The organism is Kitasatospora sp. NPDC059795 (assembly GCF_042732175.1).
Classification (GTDB): domain Bacteria; phylum Actinomycetota; class Actinomycetes; order Streptomycetales; family Streptomycetaceae; genus Kitasatospora.
In genome coordinates, this window is record NZ_JBHWID010000004.1 from 411,755 (window position 1) to 433,082 (window position 21,328).

Here is a 21,328-nt window from a genome sequence, read left to right on the forward strand (position 1 = left end):
CGCGGCGTCACGCCGGGCCGATCAGCCCGGCCGTGATCGAGGCGGACATCCCGACCCGGGCCAGCCCGCCGCCCGGGTGGGCGTGCGCGCCGATCAGGTACAGGCCCGGCTCGTCCGGCCGGTTGGCCTGCCCGAGCTGCCCGCCGGCCAGCCCGGGCGCCGGGACGGAGGCCGTCAGGCGGGTCTCCCGCCAGCGCAGCCGGTCCCGCAGGTCGATGCCCGCGGCGGCCAGGCCGGTCATCAACTGTTCGGCGTAGGCGTCCTGTTGGGCGTCCGTCAGGACGATCCCGGCCGGGACGGTGACGGTCAGCACCGCCGCCTCGCAGTCCGGGCCGGGGACCAGCGACGGGTCGTCCGGGCGCAGCAGTTGGACGGTCGGGCGGTCGGGCAGGACGCGGTCGGTGAACACCGCGCGCGCCTCGGCGGCGACGTCCGCGCCGTGCAGCACGGTACGGTGCGCGGTGCCGGCGGGGCGGGCGCCGTCCAGGGCGAGCAGCACGGTGAACCGGCCGGGCGCGGGCTCGGCCGGTTCGGCGACGCCCAGGCCGGGGACGGCCGACAGCACGGCGTCGGCGGTCAGCACCCCGTCGTCGGTGCGGACGCCGGTCACCCGCCCGTCCGCCCGTTCCAACGCCCGCACGGGCGTGTCGAATCGGAACTCCACGCCGCGGGCCTCGCAGCGCGCGAACACCGCGTCCGCGAGCGCCCGCATGCCGCCGTCCACGTACCAGACGCCGAACGACTGCTCCATGTACGGCAGCACGGTCGCCGAGGCGGGCGCGGACAGCGGGTTCAGCCCGTACCGCAGCGCGTACTCGGCGAGCAGCGCCGTCGGGCCGGGCGCGCCGTCCAACTCCCGGGCGGCGACGTCGGCCAGCGTGTGGCGCCCGCGCGGCAGCAGTCGCGACAGGCCGCGGCGCGGCGGCACCGGGTACGGGTCGGCCGGGTCGACGGCCGGGCGGGGCTCCTCCAGCAGCGGACGGCGGGTGGCCTCCCAGACCGTGCGGCCCCGGTTGACCATGTCGTTCCACCGCTCGCCGGCGCCCGCGCCGAACGCTGCGTCCAGGGCCTGGCCGACACCGCCGCGCGAGGCGTTCGGCAGCGCCAACTCGGTGCCGTCCGCGAACACATGGCGACTCTCCGGGTCCACCGGCCGCAACCCGACGAGCTGCTCCAGCGGCTCGCGGCCGGTCTTCAGCGCGAGGTCGCGGTACACCGCCGGCAACGCGAGCAGCCCCGGCCCGGTGTCGAACCCGAACCCGTCCCGCCGGTACGCCCCGACCTGCCCGCCGTACGTCCCGGCGGCCTCCAGGACCGTCACCCGATGTCCGAGGGTGCCGAGCCTGGACGCGGCGGCGAGACCGCCCATACCTGCGCCGACGACGATGATGCGAGCCATGGCAGAAGATCTTATGCGGCCTTCACGCCGCCGCCTCCAGGCGCCGCAGCCTGCGCTCCTTGCGGCGCAGCCAGAACCGGCGGATGCGGGACACCGCGAACCACACCAGCAGCCCCCCGAGCAGCAGCAGGACCGCGGCCGTCGAGGCGGCGAGCCAGGGGTGGAAGACGGCGAGGGTGACCAGGCCCGCGACGGAGAGGTCCTCGGCGAGGCTGACGAGGATGTTGGAGGCGGGCTCGGGCGAGGTGTTGACGGCCATCCGCAGGCCGGCCTTGACGCCGTGGCTGAGCAGGGCCGTGGTGCCGCCGACCGCGCCCGCGGCGACCTCGCCGAGCGAGCCGGGGTCGTGGGCGGCGAGCAGGGCGCCGACGGTGGCGCCGGCGATCGGGCGCACGAAGGTGTGGATCACGTCCCAGACGCTGTCCACGTAGGGGATCTTGTCCAGGACCGCCTCGCACAGGAACAGCACCGTCGCGGCGATCAGGACGTCCGTGCGCTCCAGCACCGGCGGGACCGACTCCGCGCCGCCGAAGCGGCCGAACAGGCCCAGTAGCAGCACCACCGCGTAGGCGTTGATCCCGCTCGCCCAGCCGCTGGTGAAGATCAGCGGAATGGCTTCCACCGCGCGCCCCCTCCGCCCGCCCGGCCCTCGGGCGGGGTTCGGCCACCGTACCCGCCCCCGCCGACCGCCGGGGGCGTCTGAGTATCCGTACTCAGATCGCCGGTTGAGTACTCGCGCGGGTTCCCGCTGTGACGGCGTGACGGCACAGTAGTCGGCAACGGGAAGGTCGCCGCCGGGCGGAGCCTCCCGGAGCGCCCGGGGCAGGCCACGGCCGACGGGGGACAGATGGCCCGCACCACAGGCCCTGGGCGCGACCAACGGCCGAGGACGGGGCCGGGCACCGCCGACACGGGGCGGCGGAGCCCGGCCCCGTTCCCGGGGGAACGGCCAGGGGAGACGACCGGACGGTCACGAACGGTCCGGAGTTGTCAGACCCCCCGTTCACGATGGATGCATGCGCGGGCCGACCGGCCCGGGCAAGGTCCGGAGTGAACGGGGGAGACCCATGACCATCAGTCGTCCTGAGCCTGTCGCCCGCCCTGCCGTCGATCAACCCACCCTTCCCGCTGCGCGCGGAGCCGATGTCCACCCGGTGCTGCGGCGGGTTCCCGCCTCACCTGCCGCGTTGGAGCTGCTCCGGCACGCCCACCGCACCCTGGTGTTCGCCCGCAGCAGGCAGGATCCGCTTGAGCGCTACGCCACCGCCCACCTCGCCGCGCTGCGCGCCACCGCCGCCGTGCTCGCCGTCAGAGGCCGCCCCGAACGCAACCCGCGCCGCCGTCACGCGATCCGTCCCGCCTGGGAGCTGCTCTCCGAGGTCGCTCCCGAACTCACCGAGTGGGCCGCCTACTTCGCGGCCGGAGCCCGCCGTCGTGCCGCCGCCGAGGCGGGCATCGTCGGCGCCGCGGGGGAGCGCGACGCGGACGACCTGATCCGCAACACCGCCCTCTACCTGCGCATCGTGGAACGGATGCTGGCCCTGCATCCCTGAGCACGGCACCGCGCCGGACGGGGCCCGCCCCGTCCGGCCGGATAGGGTAAGGGCGTTCCCGCCGTGGAAGACCTGCCTAGAGGGGTGCCGCCTTGTATCCGACTCGTCCCCGCAGTGCGCTGCGTACCGCCGTGGTGTGGGAGGTGCTGCGGTCGGCGCTGGAACGGCGCTCCGCCGAGCTCGGACGGCCGGTCCTGGAGGTCGTCGACACCGGCGGCGGCACCGGCAACTTCGCGGTGCCGGTCGCCAAGCTGGGCCACCGCGTCACCGTGGTCGACCCCAGCCCCGACGCGCTGTTCGCGCTGGAGCGGCGGGCCGCCGAGGCCGGGGTCACCGACCTGGTGCGCGCCGTCCAGGGCGACACCCAGACGCTGCCCGAGCTGGTCCCGGCCGGCTCGGTCGACGCGGTGCTCTGCCACGGCGTCCTGGAGGTCGTGGACGACCCGGCCGAGGCGCTCGGCCACCTGGTCGGCGCGCTCGACAAGGGCGGCCTGGTCAGCCTGCTCGCCGCCAACCGCAACGGTGCCGTGCTGGCCCGCGCGGTGGCCGGCCAGTTCACCGACGCCCGCACCGCGCTGGACGCCCCCGACGGCCGCTGGGGCGCGGGCGACCCGATGCCCCGCCGCTTCACCGGCGACCAGCTCGACGCCCTCGCCACCGACGCCGGCCTGCGGGTCACCTCCGTGCACGGCATCCGGGTCTTCGCCGACCTGGTCCCCGGCGTCCTGGTCGACACCGAGCCCGGTGCGCTCGACGCCCTGCTCAAGCTGGAGCTGGCCGCCGCCGAGCAGCCCGCCTTCCACGCCGTCGCCACCCAGCTCCACCTGCTCGCCGAAGCGGTCTGACCGGCCACCGGCCCGGCGAGGGGCACCAAGTGGGGGGTCCGCTCGTTGCAGAGGTGCGGGTCCCACACGTGGTGGCCCGTGCCACGCCTGATTGACCACGCCGAACAGGGCCTGTGGACCGTATGATCTGGGTAAAGCCGGTAAGCATGACGGCCAGACCGGTGGGGCATATGGACCACACAGGCCCGAGCCAGGGGTGGCGGACCGGTCGCCCCGCGACCGACGAGTAGGAGGACTCCGTGCCGCTCTCGGAGCACGAGCAGCGACTGCTCGAGCAAATGGAGCGAGCGCTGTACGCCGAAGATCCCAAGTTCGCGTCAGCGCTTGAGGGAACCGGCCTGCGCACCCATACCCGTCGGCGGGTCTACCTGGCCGCGGCGGGGTTCGTCGCAGGTGTCGCGCTGCTCATGGGCGGCCTGGTCGCGCAGGTCATCTGGGTCAGCGTGGTCGGGTTCCTGGTGATGCTGGGTTGTGCGGTCCTCGCGGTCACCGCGTGGCGACGAGGCCCAGGCCCGGCCGGACACGGTCCACGGCAGGCGTCAGCGCCTCGCCGGAAGACCGGTGTCGTGGACCGAATGGAACAGCGCTGGCAGCGGCGCCGCGATGAGCAGAGCGGGCTGTAGACGAGCGCACCGGACACTATGAGATCCGCCCGAGGAGGGACTTCCCTCCTCGGGCGGATTTTCTGTGTGCGGCCCTCCGCCTCGCGCGGGTCCCCGCGCCCCGGTCGGGGCGCGGGGACGAGAAGGGCTAGTCCTTCGGGGTCCGGCGGAATGGCCTGGTGACTGCCTCGCGGAGCTTGGCGGAGCGGTCGGCCGTGCGTTCCCGGAGGGCCGTGATGCGGTCCTGGGTGCGCCACCAGAAGCGGACGGTGGAGGCGGGGAGGAGCAGGGCGCGCAGGCGGCGGCCGCGGGTGGCCTGGAGGAGCAGGCCCTCGCGGGCGGTGCGGACGTCGGTGCCGAGCCGGGCGGGCGGGTCGGACTCGCGGGCGTACATGACGCGTTCGGTGGCGAGGGCGACCCGGCCGGCGGCCTCGGCGGCGGCGGGGGCGAGGTGGGCGTCCTCGGCGAGCCGGCGGGCGGCGTTCCGGGGGGTGCGTGCCTCGTCCGGGGGCAGGCCCAGGTCCCAGGCGGAGTCGACGAGTTCGGCCCAGGCGGCGAGCACCTGTTCGTCGGTGAGCCGGGGGCCTGCCGCGTCGGGCCCGTGCCGGCCGACGCCGAGGCGGCGTCGGCGCAGGCGGTTGCGCAGCAGCATGGGGGTGGCCAACAGGGCGAGCAGCAGGACGAGTCCGGCGGCGACGAGCATCGCGGGCCAGGTCTGCCACCACGGGGTGACGGTGCTCCGGTGCTGGATGATCGCGGCCTCGTCGGCGCAGTCCTCGGGGCGGTGCTTCGGCGAGGTGCCGCAGGCGCTGGAGGAGGACGGCCCGGCGGTGGGCTGCTCGGCGGAGGACGAGGCGCTCGGCTGGGTGCTGGGTTGGGCCGACTTCGCGGCCTGCGGGACGGTGTACAGCGGGACGGCGCCCCGGTTGGGGGTGGGCTCGAAGCGCATCCAGCCGAGGCCGGAGAAGTACAGCTCGGGCCACGCGTGGTAGTTGGAGCTCCGCACGATGCGGTTGGAGGAGTCGCCGGTGCCGGGGGTGAAGCCGATGGCGACCCGGGACGGGATGCCGAGCGAGCGGGACATCGCGGCCATGGTGGCGGCGAAGTGCACGCAGAAGCCCTCCTTGTCCTGGAGGAACTTGGCGATGGCGTCCGGCCCGGTGCGCGGTTCGATCTTGGTGTTGTAGGTGAAGTCGCCCTTGGTGAAGTACTGCTGGAGGGCGACGGCCTGGTCGTACGGGTTGCTGGCGCCCTGGGTGATCTTCCGGGCGGTGTCGCCGACGACGGCGGGCAGGTTGTTCGGCAGGGCCAGGTAGCGCCTGGCGATGTCCTCCGGCGCGGGGTCGGCCGCCCGCAGCTGCGCGGCGTCGGCGTTGACGGTGAACGAGCCGACGGCGTACGAGAGCCCGTTGGTCTTCTCGCCGTTGACGGCGTTGACGGTGCGGTTGGTCCGGTCGAAGCGCCAGTTCGCGGTGGAGGGCATCTCGACCCAGGAGACCGGGTACGGCATCGGCAGCCAGGTGGTGCCGAGCTTCTCGGAGAGCTTGATGTTGGTCTGGACCGAGTTGCCGCCGGCGGCCATGCCCTCGGGGAGGGGCAGCGTGGTGGGCAGCGACTCGGAGGACTGCTGGCCGACCTTCCACTCCGAGCCGTCGAACTCGCTGAGCGCGGCGACCCGCAGGTAGAGCTGGTCGACGTCGGTGGCGTTGGTGGAGAAGCGCAGCAGTTCGGTGTCGTCGTTGGCGCGCAGGTTGGCGGTGAGCGCGACGACCAGGTTGAGCGAGCGTTCGTCGCCCGCGCCGGAGCCCGTCCCGCCGCCGCTGCCGCCGAAGCCGCCGAACAGGCCGGAGCCGGTCGAGGGCAGCAGGGTGGACAGCACGGCGGGCAGCACGACGGCGGTGGCCAGCGCGATCAGGCCGACCCGGCGGCCGCCGTTGGACAGCGCGACGGCGGAGCGGCCGGTGCCGTGGAAGACCCGGCCCCAGCGGGTGAGGCGGTCCTGGCCCTCGGTGTACAGCAGGCCCAGGTAGCCGGCCGCGGCGAACAGGAACCACAGCCACATGCCGCCCGGCGAGCCGGCCAGGCCGCAGCCCACCGAGTACAGGGCGAGCAGCGGCAGGCCCGCGGCGGCGGCCCGGCGGTAGGTGACCGCGAGGGCGTCGACCAGGACGGCGACCAGCGAGACCGAGCCGACCACGATCAGCCCCAGGCCGTCGGTGGTCGGCGCCGGGATCGCGTACTCCTGGATGTCGTTGCCGCCCTCGGCCAGCAGCGAGGAGACCGCGTCCAGCGCGCCCGGGCCGGGCAGCACGCCGAGGTACATCGAGGACTGCACGGTGGTCAGCATCAGGACGTACAGCACCACGAGCAGCTGGAGCGGCAGCACCAGCGGGCGGGGCAGCGGCAGGGCGCGCAGGCCCGCGCCGGCTGCGGCCGCGGCGGCGATCATCAGCAGGCCGTGCGGGGACAGCGCGAAGGAGTCCTTGAACAGCGGGGACAGGGACAGCGCCGCCAGGGCGGTCGCCAGGGCCGCGCAGAGCGTCAACTTGGCCCGGGTGGTCACGCGCCGACCTCGTCTCGGTAGGGAACGGAGTTCTGGGTGCGGTCGGCGGCCCGCCACAGGGCGGGCAGCGAGTCGCCGGCCCGCACCGGGAGGACGGTCCAGCCGGCCTCGCGCAGTCGGCCGACCGCGGAGTCGGCCTGGTCGTCGGCGGCGTCCGGGAAGAGGTGCCGCAGGCCCGCCCAAGTGCCGGTGTCCAGCAGCAGGGCGACCGCGCCGCCGGTCCGGCGGCGCAGTCTGGTGAGGCGTTCGAGCTGCTCGTCGTCGAGGTCGCCGACGATCGCCACCAGCAGGCCCTCGCCGCCCAGGCGCAGCACCTCCTCGGCGCGGGCCAGGCCGCCGCCGTCGGAGTGCTCGACCACGGCGAGGGCGTCCAGCAGGACGCCGACGGTCTCGGCGTTGGTGGTGTTGGTGCTGCCGTGCTGCGGGTGCGCGCGGCCGGTGTCGGTGAGCAGCCGGGTCTGGTAGCCGCGCTGCACCAGGTCGACGGAGATCGAGGCGGCGGCGGACACCGCCCACTCGAACGAGGACGCCGGGCCGGAGCCGCGGTGCGCCGTCTCCCGGGTGTCCAGCAGCACGGTGGCGCGGGCCCGGAGCGGCTGCTCCTCGCGGCGGACCATCAGCTCGCCGTAGCGGGCGGTGGACTTCCAGTGCACCCGGCGCAGGTCGTCGCCGTGCCGGTACTCGCGCGGGATCACGTCGTCGTCGCCGGCCAGCGCCAGCGCGTGCGCGTTGGACTCGCCCTGCCCGGCGGACTCGCCGGGCAGCCGCACCGGCGGCAGGCTCTGGACCTGCGGCACGACGGTGAGCACGTCGGCGGCGCTGAACGAGCGGGTCAGCTCGCACATCCCGAAGGGGTCGGACAGCCGCAGCTGCAGCGGGCCGAGCGGGTAGCGGCCGCGCAGGTCGGAGCGGACCCGGTAGGAGACCTCGCGGAAGCCGCGCGGCTCGACCCGGTCCAGCACGAAGCGCGGACGCGGCCCCAGTACGTACGGGACCCTGTCCTCCAGCAGCAGCAGGCCGGTGGGCACCCGGGAGACGTTGTCCAGCCGCAGGTGCACCCGGGCTTCCTGGCCGGCCGCGGCGCGCTGCGGGCTGAGCCGGCGGCCGGAGGCGACCCGGTAGCGGGTGCGGACCAGCAGCAGTGCGGAGGCCAGCGGCAGCACCGCCAGCAGCACGCCGACCTGGACCAGCGAGCTCTGGCCGAACAGGTACGCGCAGAGCGCGGCGGTCAGGCCGGCGGCCAGGAAGGAACGCCCCCGGGTGGTGAGCCCCTGCAGGGCGGCGCGCAGCCCGGAGGGCCGGGCGGGGCCCGCCACCTCAGCGGCCCTGCGGACGCGGGAGGGGCAGTCGGGACACCAGGTCGAGCACCACGTTCTCCACCGTGCGGCGGCTCAGCTGGGTCTCCGAGGTGGGCAGCAGACGGTGCGCCAGCACCGGCACGGCCAGCGCCTGGATGTCGTCCGGCAGCACGTAGTCGCGGCCGTCCAGGGCGGCGTGCGCGCGGGCCGCGCGGACCAGGTGCAGGGTGGCCCGGGGCGAGGCGCCGAGCCGCAGTTCGGGGGTGTTGCGGGTGGCGGAGACCAGGTCGACGGCGTACCGGCGGACCGGGTCGGACACGTACACGCCCTTGACCACGTCGATCAGCTTGAGCAGGTCGGAGGCGTGCGCGACCGGCCGCAGGTCGTTCAGCGGGTTGGCCGCCGAGTGCAGGTCGAGCATCGCGTACTCGGCCTCGGGGCTCGGGTAGCCGATCGAGATGCGGGCCATGAAGCGGTCGCGCTGGGCCTCCGGCAGGGCGTAGGTGCCCTCCATCTCGACCGGGTTCTGGGTGGCGATCACCATGAACGGCGACGGCAGTTCGTAGGAGGTGCCGTCGATGGTGACCTGGCGCTCCTCCATCGACTCCAGCAGCGCCGACTGGGTCTTCGGGGAGGCCCGGTTGATCTCGTCGCCGACCACGATCTGCGCGAAGATCGCGCCGGGCCGGAACTCGAAGTCGCGCTGGTGCTGGTCGAAGACGTTGGTGCCGGTGACGTCCGAGGGCAGCAGGTCGGGGGTGAACTGGATCCGGCGGACTGTGCAGTCCACCGAGCGGGCCAGCGCCTTGGCGAGCATGGTCTTGCCGACGCCCGGCACGTCCTCCAGCAGCAGGTGGCCCTCGGCGAGGAGCACCGTCAGGGCGATCCGGACGGCCTCCGGCTTGCCCTCGATCACGCTCTCCACGGACGCCCGGACCCGGTCGACCACCGCCGTCAGCTCCGCCAGACCGGCCGGCTCCCGGCGGTCGTAGCGGTCCGCGGCCGGCTGCTCCGAGCCCTGTCCGTTGATGGTCGTCACCCGTACGCTCCCATGTGCAACAGTCGCCGGGCGGCTGGTTCGAGCCCGGCCCACCCCGAATACTTGGCGCATTCTTCCCTGTCCTCCGGCCAGAAGTCACCCGGCCGGGCGACACACGAAGGCTTGTCCCGGTTTGGGACGAGGGCGCGGGCCCGGCGGTTTCAGCGGATTTCGCGGAGCAGACCGGTGTGCACGTCGAAGACGAAACCGCGTACGTCGTCGCGGTGCGGCAGGAACGGGGAGGTCCGTACCCGCTGCATGGACTGCCGGACGTCGCCGTCCAGATCGGTGAAGGCCTCCACCGCCCACTGCGGGCGCTGGCCGACCTCGCGCTCCAGTTCGTGCCGGAAGTCCTCGGTCAGGCCGAGCAGTCCGCAGCCGGTGTGGTGGATCAGCACCACGGTGCGGGTGCCCAGGGCGCGCTGGCTGATGGTCAGGGAGCGGATGGTGTCGTCGGTGACGACGCCGCCCGCGTTGCGGACGATGTGCGCGTCGCCGAGTTCCAGGCCGAGTGCGGCGAACAGGTCGAGCCGGGCGTCCATGCAGGCCACCACGGCGACCCTGCGCACCGGGCGGGCGTCCATGCCGCCGTCCCGGAAGGTCTCGGCGTAGGAGCGGTTGGCCGCCACGAAGCGGTCGGTCTCGGACGGCCGGTCGGAGCCGGGAACAGGTGCCATGGCGACGACGGTAGTGGCGTCGGGCCGGCCGCGGGACCCACCTGCGCAAGCCTTTACCCACCGGGCTCCGGGCCCCGTTCGGACGGCTTCGACCCGGTTCGACCGGCGCGCCCCGAGCGCTCCGCGCCCCGCCCGGCCGGGGGCCCGCACCCCCGGCCCGACCTGCGCGGACGGATACCGCCGGGCGGGTGGTGCGCTGTCGCGGAGCGTTGACTGACGAGGCGTGGACGATAGTCTGGCGGCGCAGTGGAGCACGGCGGAAGGCCCCCGGCAACCGGGAGCCGGGCCGCACTCCGCACCGGGCCGGCCGGCCCGTACGCAGCCTGCGGCCTCCTCCCGCTCCGTGCCCACCTGGCGCACCTTCCCCGGTGCCGGGCGGTCGCTCCTTCCCCCGAGCGAGCGGGCGGGGACCACGGGCGGCGTGCGGAGCGGGCGGCCGGGTAGGCGAGAATGGCGGGGCCACACCTGCACCTGAGGAAGGGCCCCGCCCGCTATGAGTACCGACAGCCCGGCCCCCCGGCACATCCCGGTGATGCTGGAGCGCTGCCTGGACGCCCTCGCCCCGGCGATCTCCGCACCCGGCGCAGTGGTGGTGGACGCCACCCTGGGCCTCGGCGGCCACAGCGAGGCGCTGCTGACCCGCTTCCCCGACGTCCGGCTGGTCGCCGTCGACCGCGACCCGCAGGCGCTGAAGCTCTCCGGCGAGCGGCTGGCCCCGTTCGGCGACCGCGCCACCCTGGTGCACGCGGTGTACGACGAGATCCCGCAGGTCCTGGCCGACCTGGGCATCCCCGCGGTGCAGGGCGTGCTGTTCGACCTCGGGGTGTCCTCGATGCAGCTGGACGAGGCCGACCGCGGCTTCGCCTACGCCCAGGACGCGCCGCTGGACATGCGGATGGACCAGACCCGCGGCATCTCCGCCGCCGAGGTCCTGAACACCTACAGCCACGGCGACCTGGCGCGGATCCTCAAGGTGTACGGCGAGGAGCGGTTCGCCGGGAAGATCGCCTCCGCGGTGCTGCGCGAACGCGAGAAGGAACCGTTCACCAACAGCGCTCGTCTGGTGGAGTTGGTGCGGAATGCCATTCCGGCCGCCACCCGGCGGACCGGCGGCAACCCGGCCAAGCGGACCTTCCAGGCGCTGCGGATCGAGGTCAACGGCGAACTGGAGGTGCTGGACCGGGCCATCCCCGGCGCACTGGACGCCCTCGCGGTGGGCGGTCGGATCGTCGTGATGTCCTACCAGTCGCTGGAGGACCGCCTGGTCAAGCAGTACCTCCAGGCCGGGGCCACCTCCACCGCCCCGCCGGGACTGCCGGTGATCCCCGAGGAGCTCCAGCCCCGGCTGAAACTGCTCACCCGAGGAGCCGAACTGGCCACCGAGGAGGAGATCGAGGAGAACCGGCGCGCCGCGCCCGTACGGCTGCGCGTGGCGGAGAGGATCAGGGAGACCCGGAGGTAGCCAACCGCCGGGAGCAGGAACGAAGGGGAGTGGAGCGGTGCCGGTGGCCGGCGAGCGGACCCGGGGGCGCGTCCCCGGGCAGGGGGGCAGGGCGCGGATCACCGTCCGGCCCGGGGCGCGCTCGATGCGGGGGCGCACCCCGTTCGCGGTGCTGGTGGTCACCCTGCTGTCGGCCGGGCTGCTCGGCCTGCTGATGCTCAACACCGCCCTCAACGAAGGGGCGTTCACGCTGTCCCGGCTGAAGAAGCAGACCACCGAGGCCACCGACCAGCAGCAGACCCTGCAGCAGGAGATCGCCGCCCAGTCCGCGCCCGACGCGCTGGAGCAGCGCGCCCGCGAACTCGGCATGGTCCCCGGCGGCGACCCGGTCTTCCTCGGCGTCGACGGCGGCGTCACCGGCAAGCCCAAGGCCGCCGAGGACAACCCGCCGGTGCCGCGCAGCAGCGCCGAGCCCTGGCAGCGCCCCGCCGGCGCGTCCGGCTCGCCCTCGCCCTCGCCGTCGGCCTCGGCGAACCCCGGCGACCCCGGCATCGACCTGGCCCCCGCGCCGCCCGCGTCCGCCCCGGCCGGGGGCCGGCGGTGACCCGCCCGCCCGGCGACCCCCATCGTCCCCGCCGCACCCCGCCGTCCGGCGGCCGACCCGCCGCACCGCGCCGCCGGGTCGGCGAGCCGCGCCGCTCCGGCGACGGCACCCCGCCGCGCCCGGCCCGCCCGCGACCGTCCGCCGGGGACCGCCGTTCCGCCGTCCGGCCCCGGCCGCGCCCCGACGTCCGCCGGTCCGGTCCGGCCCGCCGCCCGGCGTCCGCGCCGCGGACCATCAAGCTGGCCGACCCCAAGCGCCGGCTGCGGCTGGTGACGGCCTGTCTGGGCCTGGTGTTCGTGATCTTCGCGGGCCGGCTGGTGCAGCTCCAACTGCTGGACTCCGACGCCCTCGCGGCCGGCGCTGGCGCCAACAAGTACGTGCGGGTGACGCTGCCCGCCGAGCGCGGCTCGATCACCGCCGCCGACGGCACCGTCCTCGCCACCAGCGTGGACGCCTACGACATCACCGCCGACCCGACCATGTTCACCCCCGAGGCGACCCACCTGCCGGACGCCCCCGAGCAGGCCGCGGCGCTGCTCGCGCCGATCCTCGGCCAGCCGAAGGAGAAGCTGGCGGCCGCGCTGCACCTGAACGCGAAGAACCCGAAGAGCCAGTACGCGCTGCTGGCGGCCCGCCAGGCCCCGCAGGCCAAGGCGCAGATCGCCGACCTGAAGTCCTCGCTGAACAAGCAGACCGACACCAAGGCCTGCCGCATCCAGCGCGACCTGATCGGCAAGCCCGCCGAGAAGGGCGGCCGGGAGTTCCTCGACACCGCCTGCGCGAACCCGCTGGCCGGCGTGTTCTGGGAGCAGTCGACCCGGCGCAGCTACCCGGCGAACGGCCTGGCCGCCAACCTGGTCGGCTTCGTCAACTCCGAGGGCACCGGCACCGGCGGCCTGGAACTCCAGTACCAGCAGCAACTGGCCGGCGAGAACGGCTACTCCACCTACGCCTCGGCCGGCGGCCGCCGGGTCGCCACCGCCGGCGGAAACCGGCAGGACGCGGTGCCCGGCACCGACCTGCGGCTGACGATCGACCCGGACATCCAGTGGGCCGCGCAGCGCGCCATCACCGACCAGGTGTCCAACGCCGGGGCGGAGAAGGGCTACGTGGTCGTCCAGGACACGAAGACCGGTCAGGTGCTGGCGATGGCCACCTCCCCGGGCTTCAACCCGAACGACCTGTCCTCGGCCCGCGCCGACCAGCTCGGCAACCCGGCCCTGCAGGACGCCTACGAGCCCGGCTCCACGGCGAAGCTGATGACCATGGCGGCGGTGCTGGACACCGGCGCGGCGAACTGGGACACCCACGTCACGGTGCCCAACACGCTGCAGCGCTCCGACCGGGTCTTCCACGACGACATCGACCACGAGACCTGGTACCTGACGCTGGCCGGCGTGCTCGCCAAGTCGTCCAACATCGGCACCATCGAGGCCGCCGAGCACCTCGGCCCCACCCAGGCCGAGGCCAACAAGGTGCTCGCCGGGTACCTCGACCGGTTCGGCATCGGCAAGCCCACCGGCCTCGGCTTCCCCGGCGAGACCCGCGGCATCCTGGCCAAGCCCGAGGACTGGAACGGCTCGCAGCAGTACACCATCCCGTTCGGCCAGGGCCTGTCGGTGAACGCCCTGCAGGCCACCTCGGTGTTCTCCACCATCGCCAACGGCGGCGTGCGGGTCGCCCCCAGCCTGCTGGCCGGCACCACCGGCCCGGACGGGCGGTTCACGCCCGCGCCGGCCGGCGCGCAGAGCCGGGTGGTGACGGAATCGACCGCGAAGACGCTGACCGAGATGCTGGAGTCCGTCGTCACCGACGAGCAGGGCACCGGCAACAAGGCGCAGATCCCGGGCTACCGGGTGGCCGGCAAGACCGGCACCGCCGACCGGGTGGACCCGAAGACCGGCAAGTACTCCGGGTACACCGCCTCCTTCATCGGCTTCGCGCCCGCCGACCAGCCCCGGGTGACGGTCTCCTGCGTCATCCAGGCCCCGGTCAACGGGCACTTCGGCGGGCAGCTGTGCGGGCCCGTGTTCAAGCAGGTGATGGAGTTCACCCTGAAGACCCTCCAGGTCCCGCCGAGCGGCAGCGAGGCGCCGAACCTGCCCGTCGACTGGAAGCCCTGAGATGAGCGACACCCCCGACACTTCGCGGCGCGCCGCGGCCGACGGACGCGATGTGAGCAGCGTCACGGCCGACGGGACCCGGTTTGGCCCCGGGGGGCATGGGGCCGATAGCCTTCCGGCCGTGCCGAAATCCGATCAAATCTCCGCGAGTCCCCCCCGTCCGAGCCGCACCGCGGCGCTGCCCCTCGCCGAGGCGGCCCGGCTGCTCGGGCTGCCGCCCCTCGACGGCCCGGCCGTCACCGGCATCACCCACGACTCCCGGGCGGTGCGCCCCGGCGACGTGTACGTGGCCTTCCCCGGCGCCAACCACCACGGCGCGGCGTTCGCCGCCGGCGCGGTGGCCTCCGGCGCCGTCGCGGTGCTCACCGACGCCGCCGGCGCGGAGATCGCCGCCGCGGCGGGCGTGCCGCTGCTGGTGGTGGACAGCCCCCGCGCGGTGATGGGCGAGCTCGCCGCGGCGGTCTACGGGTCCGCCGCCGAGCGGATGCTGATGATCGGCCTGACCGGCACCAACGGCAAGACCACCACCTCCTACCTGGTCGAGGGCGGCCTACGCGGAGCCGGCCGGCTGCCCGGCGTGATCGGCACCGTCGAGATGCGGGTCGGCACGGAGCGGATCAAGTCCGAGCGCACCACCCCCGAGGCCACCGACCTGCACGCGGTGCTCGCCGTGATGCACGAGTCCGGCGCCGACTCGGTGGTCATGGAGGTCTCCAGCCACGCGCTGGTGTACGGCCGCACCGACGGCGTGGCCTACGACGTCGCGCTGTTCAACAACCTGACGCCGGAACACCTCGACTTCCACCCCGACATGGAGGACTACTACCGGGCCAAGGCCCGGCTGTTCGAGCCCGGCAAGGCCCGGCTCGGCGTCGCCAACCGCGACGACTCCTACGGCCGCCGGCTGGCCGGCGAGGCCCGGATCCCGATGGTGACCTTCTCCGCCGCGGGCGACCCGGCCGCCGACTGGCGCGCCGTCGACGTCCAACTCGGCCCGGCCGGCTCCACCTTCACCGTGCTCGGCCCGGACGGCGCCCGCGCCGCGGCCTCGGTGCCGCTGCCCGGCCCGTTCAACGTCGCCAACGCGCTCGGCGCGATCACCGCCCTGGTCACCGCCGGCATCGACCTGGACGCCGCGGTCACCGGAGTGGCGCAGGTCCCCGGCGTGCCCGGCCGCCTGGAGCAGGTCGACGCCGGACAGGCGTTCGTCGCCGTCGTCGACTACGCGCACAAGCCGGACGCGCTCAGCGCCGTGCTCGCCTCGCTGCGCGAGGTCACCAAGGGCCGGCTGCACGTCGTCGTCGGCTGCGGCGGCGACCGCGACCCGTACAAGCGCGGGCCGATGGGCGCGATCGCCGCCCGGCTCGCCGACACCGCCGTCCTCACCAGCGACAACCCGCGCTCCGAGGACGCGCTGGCGATCCTCGCCACCATGCTCGTCGGCGCCACCGAGGTGCCCGAGGACGAGCGCGGCGAGGTGCTCGCCGTCCCCGACCGCGCCGAGGCGATCGCGCTGGCCGTCGCCCGGGCGCACGCGGGGGACACCGTGCTGGTGGCCGGCAAGGGCCACGAGCTCGGGCAGTACGTGAAGGGCGAGGTCCGCCCGTTCGACGACCGCGAGGTACTGCGGGGCGCGATGGAGCAGCTGGCCGCCGCCGAGCCGAAGGACGCGCCGGTGTCGAGAGCGACGAACGACAAGCGACGAAGGAGTGCCGGAGTGAGGAGCGTCGACGCCGGGTCAGGAGCGTCCGGAGGCGAGCGGGCGAACAAGGGGGAGGTGGACCGGTGATCGCTCTGACCCTGGCCGAGGCCGCGAAGGCGGTCGACGGCACCCTGGACGCGGCCGACCCGGACGCGCTGATCACCGGCGCGGTGGTCACCGACAACCGGCAGATCGAGGCCGGCGGCCTGTTCGTGTGCGTGCTCGGCGAACGCGTCGACGGCCACGACTTCGCCGCCAAGGCGGTCGCCGACGGCGCCGTCGCGGTGCTCGCCACCCGCCCGGTCGGCGTGCCCGCGATCCTGGTCGACGACGTGGTCGTCGCCCTCGGCCGGCTCGCCCGCGCCGTCGTCGCCCGCGCGACCGACGTGCGGATCGTCGGCCTCACCGGCTCGGCCGGCAAGACCTCCACCAAGGACCTGATCGGCCAACTGCTGGCCAAGCACGGCGAGACGGTCTTCCCGGCCGGCTCGCACAACAACGAGATCGGCCACCCGCTGACCGCTCTCCAGGTCGCCCCCACCACCCGTCACCTGGTGATGGAGATGGGCGCCCGGCACAAGGGCGACATCGAGTACCTGACCGGCATCACCCCGCCCACCGTCGGCCTGGTGCTGAACATCGGCACCGCCCACCTCGGCGAGTTCGGCTCCAAGGAGGGCATCGCCGCCGCCAAGGGCGAGATGGTCGAGGCGCTCTCCGCCGACGGCGTCGCCGTGCTGAACGCCGACGACCCGCTGGTGCGCGCCATGAGCAGCCGCACCAAGGCCCGGGTGGTGCTGTTCGGGGAGTCCTCGGACGCCCACGTCCGGGCCACGGATGTTCGCCTGGACGCCACCGGACGGCCACAGTTCACGCTCAGCACCCCGGCCGGTTCCGCACCCGTGCAGCTGCGCCTGTACGGTGAGCACCACGTCTCGAACGCCCTCGCCGCCGCCGCGGTGGCGGTGGAGCTCGGGATGCCCGTCGACCGCGTCGCCGAGGCACTGGGCGAAGCCGGTGCGCTGTCCCGTTGGCGCATGGAGGTGGTCGACCGGGCCGATGGCCTGACCGTCGTCAACGACGCCTACAACGCGAACCCGGAGTCCATGCGGGCCGCGCTGCGGGCTCTGGCGACGATGGCGGGCAGGGGCCCGGAGCGCCGCCGTACCTGGGCGGTGCTCGGCGAGATGCGGGAGCTCGGCGAGGACAGCCTCGACGAGCACGACACCATCGGACGACTCGCCGTCCGGCTCGACATCACCAAGCTGGTGGCGGTCGGCGGACGCGAGGCGGCCCGGATGGAACTGGGCGCGAGGAACGAAGGTTCGTGGGGTGAGGAGTCGGTGCTGGTGTCCGACGCGGACGCGGCGATCGAGCTGCTGCGCAGTCAGGTGCGGCCTGGGGATGTGGTCCTGGTGAAGGCATCCCGTTCGGTCGGCCTCGAAAAGGTCGCCGAGGCGCTGCTCGCGGACGGTGCCGCGAAGTGAAGCAGATCCTCTTCTCCGGCCTGATCGGCCTGGTGCTGACCCTGCTCGGCACCCCCGCCCTGATCAAGGTGCTCGCCCGGCACGGCTACGGCCAGTACATCCGCGACGACGGCCCCAAGGCGCACCACAGCAAGAAGGGCACGCCCACCATGGGCGGCATCGCCTTCATCCTTGCCACCCTGATCGCCTACTTCGCCACCAAGGCGATAACGGGCGAGTCGCCCACCGCCTCCGGCCTGCTGGTGCTGTTCCTGACCACCGGTCTGGGCCTGGTCGGCTTCCTGGACGACTACATCAAGGTGGTCAAGCGCCGCTCGCTGGGCCTGCGCGCCAAGGCGAAGCTGCTCGGCCAGTCCTTCGTCGCGCTCGCCTTCGCCGTCCTGGCACTCCAGTTCCAGGACAGCCGCGGCCTGACCCCGGCCTCCAAGAGCCTGTCCTTCGTGCAGGACTTCAAGTGGTCGATCGGCCCGGTGCTGTTCGTCCTCTTCGCCTACTTCATGATCGCCGCGATGTCGAACGGCGTGAACCTGACGGACGGTCTGGACGGCCTCGCCACCGGCGCCTCGGTGATGGTCTTCGGCGCCTACACCTTCATCGGCCTGTGGGAGCACACCCAGAACTGCGCCTACGCGATCAAGGCCACCGCGTCCTGCTACGACGTACGTGACCCGCTGGACCTCGCCGTGGTCGCCGCCGCCCTGATGGGCTCCTGCTTCGGCTTCCTGTGGTGGAACACCTCGCCCGCCAAGATCTTCATGGGCGACACCGGCTCGCTCGCCCTCGGCGGCGCGCTGGCGGGCCTCGCCATCGTCTCCCGCACCGAGCTGCTCCTCGCCGTCCTCGGCGGCCTGTTCGTGATCATCACCCTTTCGGTGATCATCCAGGTCGGCTCGTTCCGGATGACCGGCAAGCGCGTTTTCAAGATGGCGCCACTCCAGCACCACTTCGAACTCAAGGGCTGGAGCGAAGTCCTGATCGTGGTCCGGTTCTGGATCATCCAGGGCCTGTGCGTCGCCGTCGGACTCGGACTCTTCTACGCGGGATGGGTGACCGGATGAACAACCCGGAGTGGGCCGGCCTGCCGGTCGTCGTCGCGGGACTCGGCCTCTCCGGGATCAGCGCCGCCCGGGTCCTGCACGGACTCGGCGCGGCCGTCACCGTCGTGGACGGCGGCACCGGCCCCGCGCTGGAGGCCAAGGCCGCCGCCCTCACCGAGCAGGGCGTCACCGTCCGCCTGGGCGACGGCGCGAGCCTGCCCGAGGGCGCCCGGCTGATCGTCACCTCGCCCGGCTGGGCCCCCGACAGCCCGCTGTTCGCCGCCGCCGAGCAGGCCGGCGTCCCGGTCTGGGGCGACGTCGAACTCGCCTGGCGGCTGCGCACCCCACACCCCGCCACCGGCGAGCCGGCCCCCTGGCTGGCCGTCACCGGCACCAACGGCAAGACCACCACCGTCCAGATGCTGGCGTCCATCCTGACCGCCGCCGGCAAGCGCACCGCCGCCGTCGGCAACGTCGGCGTCTCCGTCCTGGACGCGGTCCTCGCCGAGGAGCCCTACGACGTCCTCGCCGTCGAGCTCTCCAGCTACCAGCTGCACTGGGCGCCCTCGCTGCGCGTGCACTCCGGCGCCGTGCTCAACCTGGCCCCCGACCACCTCGACTGGCACGGCTCGATGGACGCCTACGCTGCCGACAAGGGCCGGATCTTCGAAGGCAACCAGGTCGCCTGCGTCTACAACCTGGCCGACCCCGCCACCGAGGCGCTGGTCCGCGAGGCCGACGTCGAAGAGGGCTGCCGGGCCGTCGGCTTCGGCCTCGACGCCCCCGCCGTCTCCAACCTCGGCGTCGTGGACGGCCTGCTCGTCGACCGCGCCTTCGTCCCCGACCGGGACCGCGCCGCCGCCGAGATCGGGGCCGTCGCCGACATCTCCTCGCCGGCCCCGCACAACATCGCCAACGCCCTCGCCGCGGCGGCCCTCGCGCGGGCCTACGGCGTGGACGCCAAGGCCGTCCGCGACGGGCTGCGGGCCTTCACGCCCGACGCCCACCGGATCGCGCACGTCGCCGAGATCGACGGCGTGACCTACGTCGACGACTCCAAGGCCACCAACACCCACGCGACCGCGGCCTCGCTGGCCGCGTTCCGGCCCGTGGTGTGGATCGCCGGCGGCCTCGCCAAGGGCGCGACCTTCGACGAACTCGTCGCCGACGCTGCCCCGCGGCTGCGCGCGGCCGTCCTGATCGGCCAGGACCGGCAGCTGATCCGCGAGGCGCTCGCGCGACACGCCCCGGAAGTCCCGGTGTTCGAACCCGTGCCGGGGAAGACTGGCGCGGAGGCGATGACCGAGATCGTCCGCGTGGCGGCTTCCGCCGCACAGAAGGGCGACACCGTCCTGCTGGCACCGGCCTGCGCGTCGATGGACATGTTCACCAACTACGGCGAGCGCGGGGACATGTTCGCCGCAGCCGTTCGAGCGCTGTAGGGAAACCCAGGGGCGCGAGGAACTGCGCGAAGCGGAAGGCGCCCAACCGCAAGATCGCGACGCGGGACAATGACCTGTACGTGATCGCGACCTTGCTGACGTGCGCTCGGTTGCTCGCGCAGTTCCCCGCGCCCCGAATGACGAGGAGACGGACGTGCCGCCCAGCGAGAAGCCGCGTCTGCGACTGGTCTCGGCGACCACGACCACCTTCAAGTCCGAGGGCCCGGTCGCGCGGCTGCGCGCAGCGCGTGAGCGGTTCGGGTACTTGATGGCCCGTCCGCTGACTCCGTATTACCTGATCCTCGGTTCGGCGCTGCTGCTGGTGGTGCTCGGGCTGGTGATGGTGTTCTCCGCCTCGCAGAGCGTGGTGGTGGACTACGGGCTGCCGATGACGTTCTTCTTCCGCAAGCAGCTGATCGCGCTGCTGCTGGGCGGGGCGATCGCCGTCGTGCTCACCCGGGCCCCGGTCAAGGCGGTGCGGAAGGCCGCGTACCCGCTGCTGTTCGGGGTGGTGGCCGCGCTGGTGCTGGTCGCCGTCCCCGGCATCGGGGTGCGGATCAACGGCAACCGGAACTGGATCAGCCTGGGGTTCTTCCAGATCCAGCCGTCCGAGTTCGCCAAGCTCGCGCTGCTGCTGTGGGCCGCCGACCTGCTGGCCCGCAAACAGCGCACCCACATGCTCAACCAGTGGAAGCACCTGCTGGTGCCGCTGGTGCCGGGCACCGTCGTGCTGATGATGCTGATCATGCTGGGCGGCGACATGGGCACCACGATGGTGCTGGTCGCGATGCTCTTCGGCCTGCTGTGGATGGTCGGCGCGCCGCTGCGGCTGTTCGCCGCCACCCTGGGCATCGCGGTGGTCGCATGCACCGCGCTGATCATCACGGTGCCGCACCGGCTCGGCCGGCTGGCGTGCGTCGGCGTCACCAAGCCGGACCCGAACCTCGACTGCTTCCAAGCCCTGCACGGACTGTACGCGCTGGCCGCGGGCGGACCGTTCGGATCCGGACTCGGTGCGGGCGTCGAGAAATGGGGGCAACTCCCCGAGGCGCACACCGACTTCATCTTCGCCGCCACCGGCGAGGAACTCGGCCTGGTGGGGACGCTGTCGGTGCTCGCACTCTTCGCGGCACTAGGCTACGCGGGTATCCGTGTGGCTCTCGGCACCACGGACCCGTTCGTCCGGTACGCGGCGGGCGCCGCCACCACGTGGATCATGGCTCAGGCCGTGGTCAACCTGGGGTCGGCGCTGGGACTCCTGCCCATCGCGGGCGTCCCGCTGCCGTTGTTCTCGTACGGTGGGTCCGCGATGCTGTCGGCCATGTGCGCCATCGGGCTGCTGCTGTGCTTCGCGCGCAGCACCCCGGAGGCGAAGGCAGCGCTGGCTGCCCGGCCCCGCCGATGGCGAAAAGGGGCCAACTCCCGGTTCGGGTCCGTCCTGGGCCGGGTGCTGCCAGGTAGGAGAACCACAGCGCGCAAGGCCCCCGGGTCGTCGCGCAGGGAGCGGTGAATTTCG

Annotated in this window: 17 protein-coding genes; 11 read left to right on the plus strand and 6 right to left on the minus strand. The window is 73.7% G+C overall.

Annotation, left to right across the window (positions count from 1 at the left end; all coding sequences use genetic code 11):
• Positions 1–7: 7 nt before the first annotated feature.
• Complete coding sequence (locus ACFV4P_RS11425) at positions 8–1,399, minus strand: phytoene desaturase family protein (RefSeq protein ID WP_380469770.1); 1,392 nt, start codon at positions 1,397–1,399, stop codon at positions 8–10.
• Positions 1,400–1,421: 22 nt separating this feature from the next.
• Positions 1,422–2,021 (minus strand): DUF4126 domain-containing protein, encoded by a 600-nt coding sequence (locus ACFV4P_RS11430; protein WP_380469772.1) that lies wholly within the window; start codon positions 2,019–2,021, stop codon positions 1,422–1,424.
• A 445-nt stretch (positions 2,022–2,466) separates the two neighbouring features.
• On the opposite strand from ACFV4P_RS11430, the gene ACFV4P_RS11435 reads away from it, so the two are divergent.
• The 3 genes from ACFV4P_RS11435 (at position 2,467) to ACFV4P_RS11445 (ending at position 4,420) form a co-directional block, all read left to right on the plus strand.
• Positions 2,467–2,952, plus strand: a complete 486-nt coding sequence (locus ACFV4P_RS11435; RefSeq protein WP_380469774.1) for an SAV_6107 family HEPN domain-containing protein — start codon at positions 2,467–2,469, stop codon at positions 2,950–2,952.
• A gap of 92 nt (positions 2,953–3,044) precedes the next feature.
• Complete coding sequence (locus tag ACFV4P_RS11440) at positions 3,045–3,797, plus strand: methyltransferase domain-containing protein (protein WP_380469777.1); 753 nt, start codon at positions 3,045–3,047, stop codon at positions 3,795–3,797.
• A 239-nt stretch (positions 3,798–4,036) separates the two neighbouring features.
• Positions 4,037–4,420 carry a DUF3040 domain-containing protein gene (locus ACFV4P_RS11445; protein WP_073811809.1) on the plus strand — a complete coding sequence of 128 codons (384 nt, stop codon included), beginning with the start codon at positions 4,037–4,039 and terminating at the stop codon, positions 4,418–4,420.
• A 127-nt stretch (positions 4,421–4,547) separates the two neighbouring features.
• Here ACFV4P_RS11445 and ACFV4P_RS11450 read toward each other — a convergent pair whose 3' ends face one another.
• From ACFV4P_RS11450 to ACFV4P_RS11465, 4 genes are all read right to left on the minus strand, one after another.
• Positions 4,548–6,962, minus strand: coding sequence for a transglutaminaseTgpA domain-containing protein (locus tag ACFV4P_RS11450; RefSeq protein WP_380469779.1), 2,415 nt, complete (start codon positions 6,960–6,962; stop codon positions 4,548–4,550).
• On the minus strand, positions 6,959–8,278 hold the full coding sequence (locus ACFV4P_RS11455; RefSeq protein WP_380469781.1) for a DUF58 domain-containing protein: 1,320 nt from the start codon (positions 8,276–8,278) through the stop codon (positions 6,959–6,961). The genes ACFV4P_RS11450 and ACFV4P_RS11455 overlap by 4 nt, the downstream gene beginning before the upstream one ends.
• A gap of 1 nt (position 8,279) precedes the next feature.
• Positions 8,280–9,299, minus strand: coding sequence for an AAA family ATPase (locus ACFV4P_RS11460; RefSeq protein ID WP_380469783.1), 1,020 nt, complete (start codon positions 9,297–9,299; stop codon positions 8,280–8,282).
• 161 nt (positions 9,300–9,460) lie between these two features.
• Entirely contained in the window at positions 9,461–9,976 is a 516-nt protein-coding gene (locus ACFV4P_RS11465) for a beta-class carbonic anhydrase (RefSeq protein WP_380469785.1), read from the minus strand.
• A gap of 493 nt (positions 9,977–10,469) precedes the next feature.
• Between ACFV4P_RS11465 and rsmH the strand changes: the two genes are divergently transcribed.
• From rsmH to ftsW, 8 genes are all read left to right on the plus strand, one after another.
• Complete coding sequence (rsmH, locus tag ACFV4P_RS11470) at positions 10,470–11,438, plus strand: 16S rRNA (cytosine(1402)-N(4))-methyltransferase RsmH (RefSeq protein ID WP_380469788.1); 969 nt, start codon at positions 10,470–10,472, stop codon at positions 11,436–11,438.
• Positions 11,439–11,562: 124 nt separating this feature from the next.
• Entirely contained in the window at positions 11,563–12,021 is a 459-nt protein-coding gene (locus ACFV4P_RS11475) for a septum formation initiator family protein (RefSeq protein ID WP_380469790.1), read from the plus strand.
• Positions 12,018–14,144 carry a peptidoglycan D,D-transpeptidase FtsI family protein gene (locus ACFV4P_RS11480; protein ID WP_380469792.1) on the plus strand — a complete coding sequence of 709 codons (2,127 nt, stop codon included), beginning with the start codon at positions 12,018–12,020 and terminating at the stop codon, positions 14,142–14,144. The genes ACFV4P_RS11475 and ACFV4P_RS11480 overlap by 4 nt, the downstream gene beginning before the upstream one ends.
• A gap of 121 nt (positions 14,145–14,265) precedes the next feature.
• On the plus strand, positions 14,266–15,933 hold the full coding sequence (locus ACFV4P_RS11485) for a UDP-N-acetylmuramoyl-L-alanyl-D-glutamate--2,6-diaminopimelate ligase (protein WP_380469794.1): 1,668 nt from the start codon (positions 14,266–14,268) through the stop codon (positions 15,931–15,933).
• Entirely contained in the window at positions 15,930–17,333 is a 1,404-nt protein-coding gene (gene murF / locus ACFV4P_RS11490) for a UDP-N-acetylmuramoyl-tripeptide--D-alanyl-D-alanine ligase (protein WP_073811797.1), read from the plus strand. The genes ACFV4P_RS11485 and murF overlap by 4 nt, the downstream gene beginning before the upstream one ends.
• Complete coding sequence (mraY, locus tag ACFV4P_RS11495; protein WP_073811795.1) at positions 17,330–18,391, plus strand: phospho-N-acetylmuramoyl-pentapeptide-transferase; 1,062 nt, start codon at positions 17,330–17,332, stop codon at positions 18,389–18,391. Before murF ends, mraY begins: the two co-directional genes overlap by 4 nt.
• The gene (gene murD, locus ACFV4P_RS11500; RefSeq protein ID WP_380469796.1) at positions 18,376–19,812 is read left to right on the plus strand and encodes a UDP-N-acetylmuramoyl-L-alanine--D-glutamate ligase; all 1,437 of its coding nucleotides are present in this window, start codon (positions 18,376–18,378) and stop codon (positions 19,810–19,812) included. Before mraY ends, murD begins: the two co-directional genes overlap by 16 nt.
• A 154-nt stretch (positions 19,813–19,966) precedes the next feature.
• Positions 19,967–21,322 carry a putative lipid II flippase FtsW gene (gene ftsW, locus ACFV4P_RS11505; protein ID WP_380469798.1) on the plus strand — a complete coding sequence of 452 codons (1,356 nt, stop codon included), beginning with the start codon at positions 19,967–19,969 and terminating at the stop codon, positions 21,320–21,322.
• The last annotated feature ends 6 nt before the right edge of the window (positions 21,323–21,328 follow it).

Bases quoted from the DNA above. Each gene is read 5' to 3' on its own strand.
- ACFV4P_RS11425 (WP_380469770.1), bottom strand. From the start codon at position 1,399: ATGGCTCGCATCATCGTCGTCGGCGCAGGTATGGGCGGTCTCGCCGCC.
- ACFV4P_RS11435 (WP_380469774.1), top strand. From the start codon at position 2,467: ATGACCATCAGTCGTCCTGAGCCTGTCGCCCGCCCTGCCGTCGATCAA.
- ACFV4P_RS11465 (WP_380469785.1), bottom strand. From the start codon at position 9,976: ATGGCACCTGTTCCCGGCTCCGACCGGCCGTCCGAGACCGACCGCTTC.
- rsmH (WP_380469788.1), top strand. From the start codon at position 10,470: ATGAGTACCGACAGCCCGGCCCCCCGGCACATCCCGGTGATGCTGGAG.
- ACFV4P_RS11475 (WP_380469790.1), top strand. From the start codon at position 11,563: ATGCGGGGGCGCACCCCGTTCGCGGTGCTGGTGGTCACCCTGCTGTCG.
- murD (WP_380469796.1), top strand. From the start codon at position 18,376: ATGGGTGACCGGATGAACAACCCGGAGTGGGCCGGCCTGCCGGTCGTC.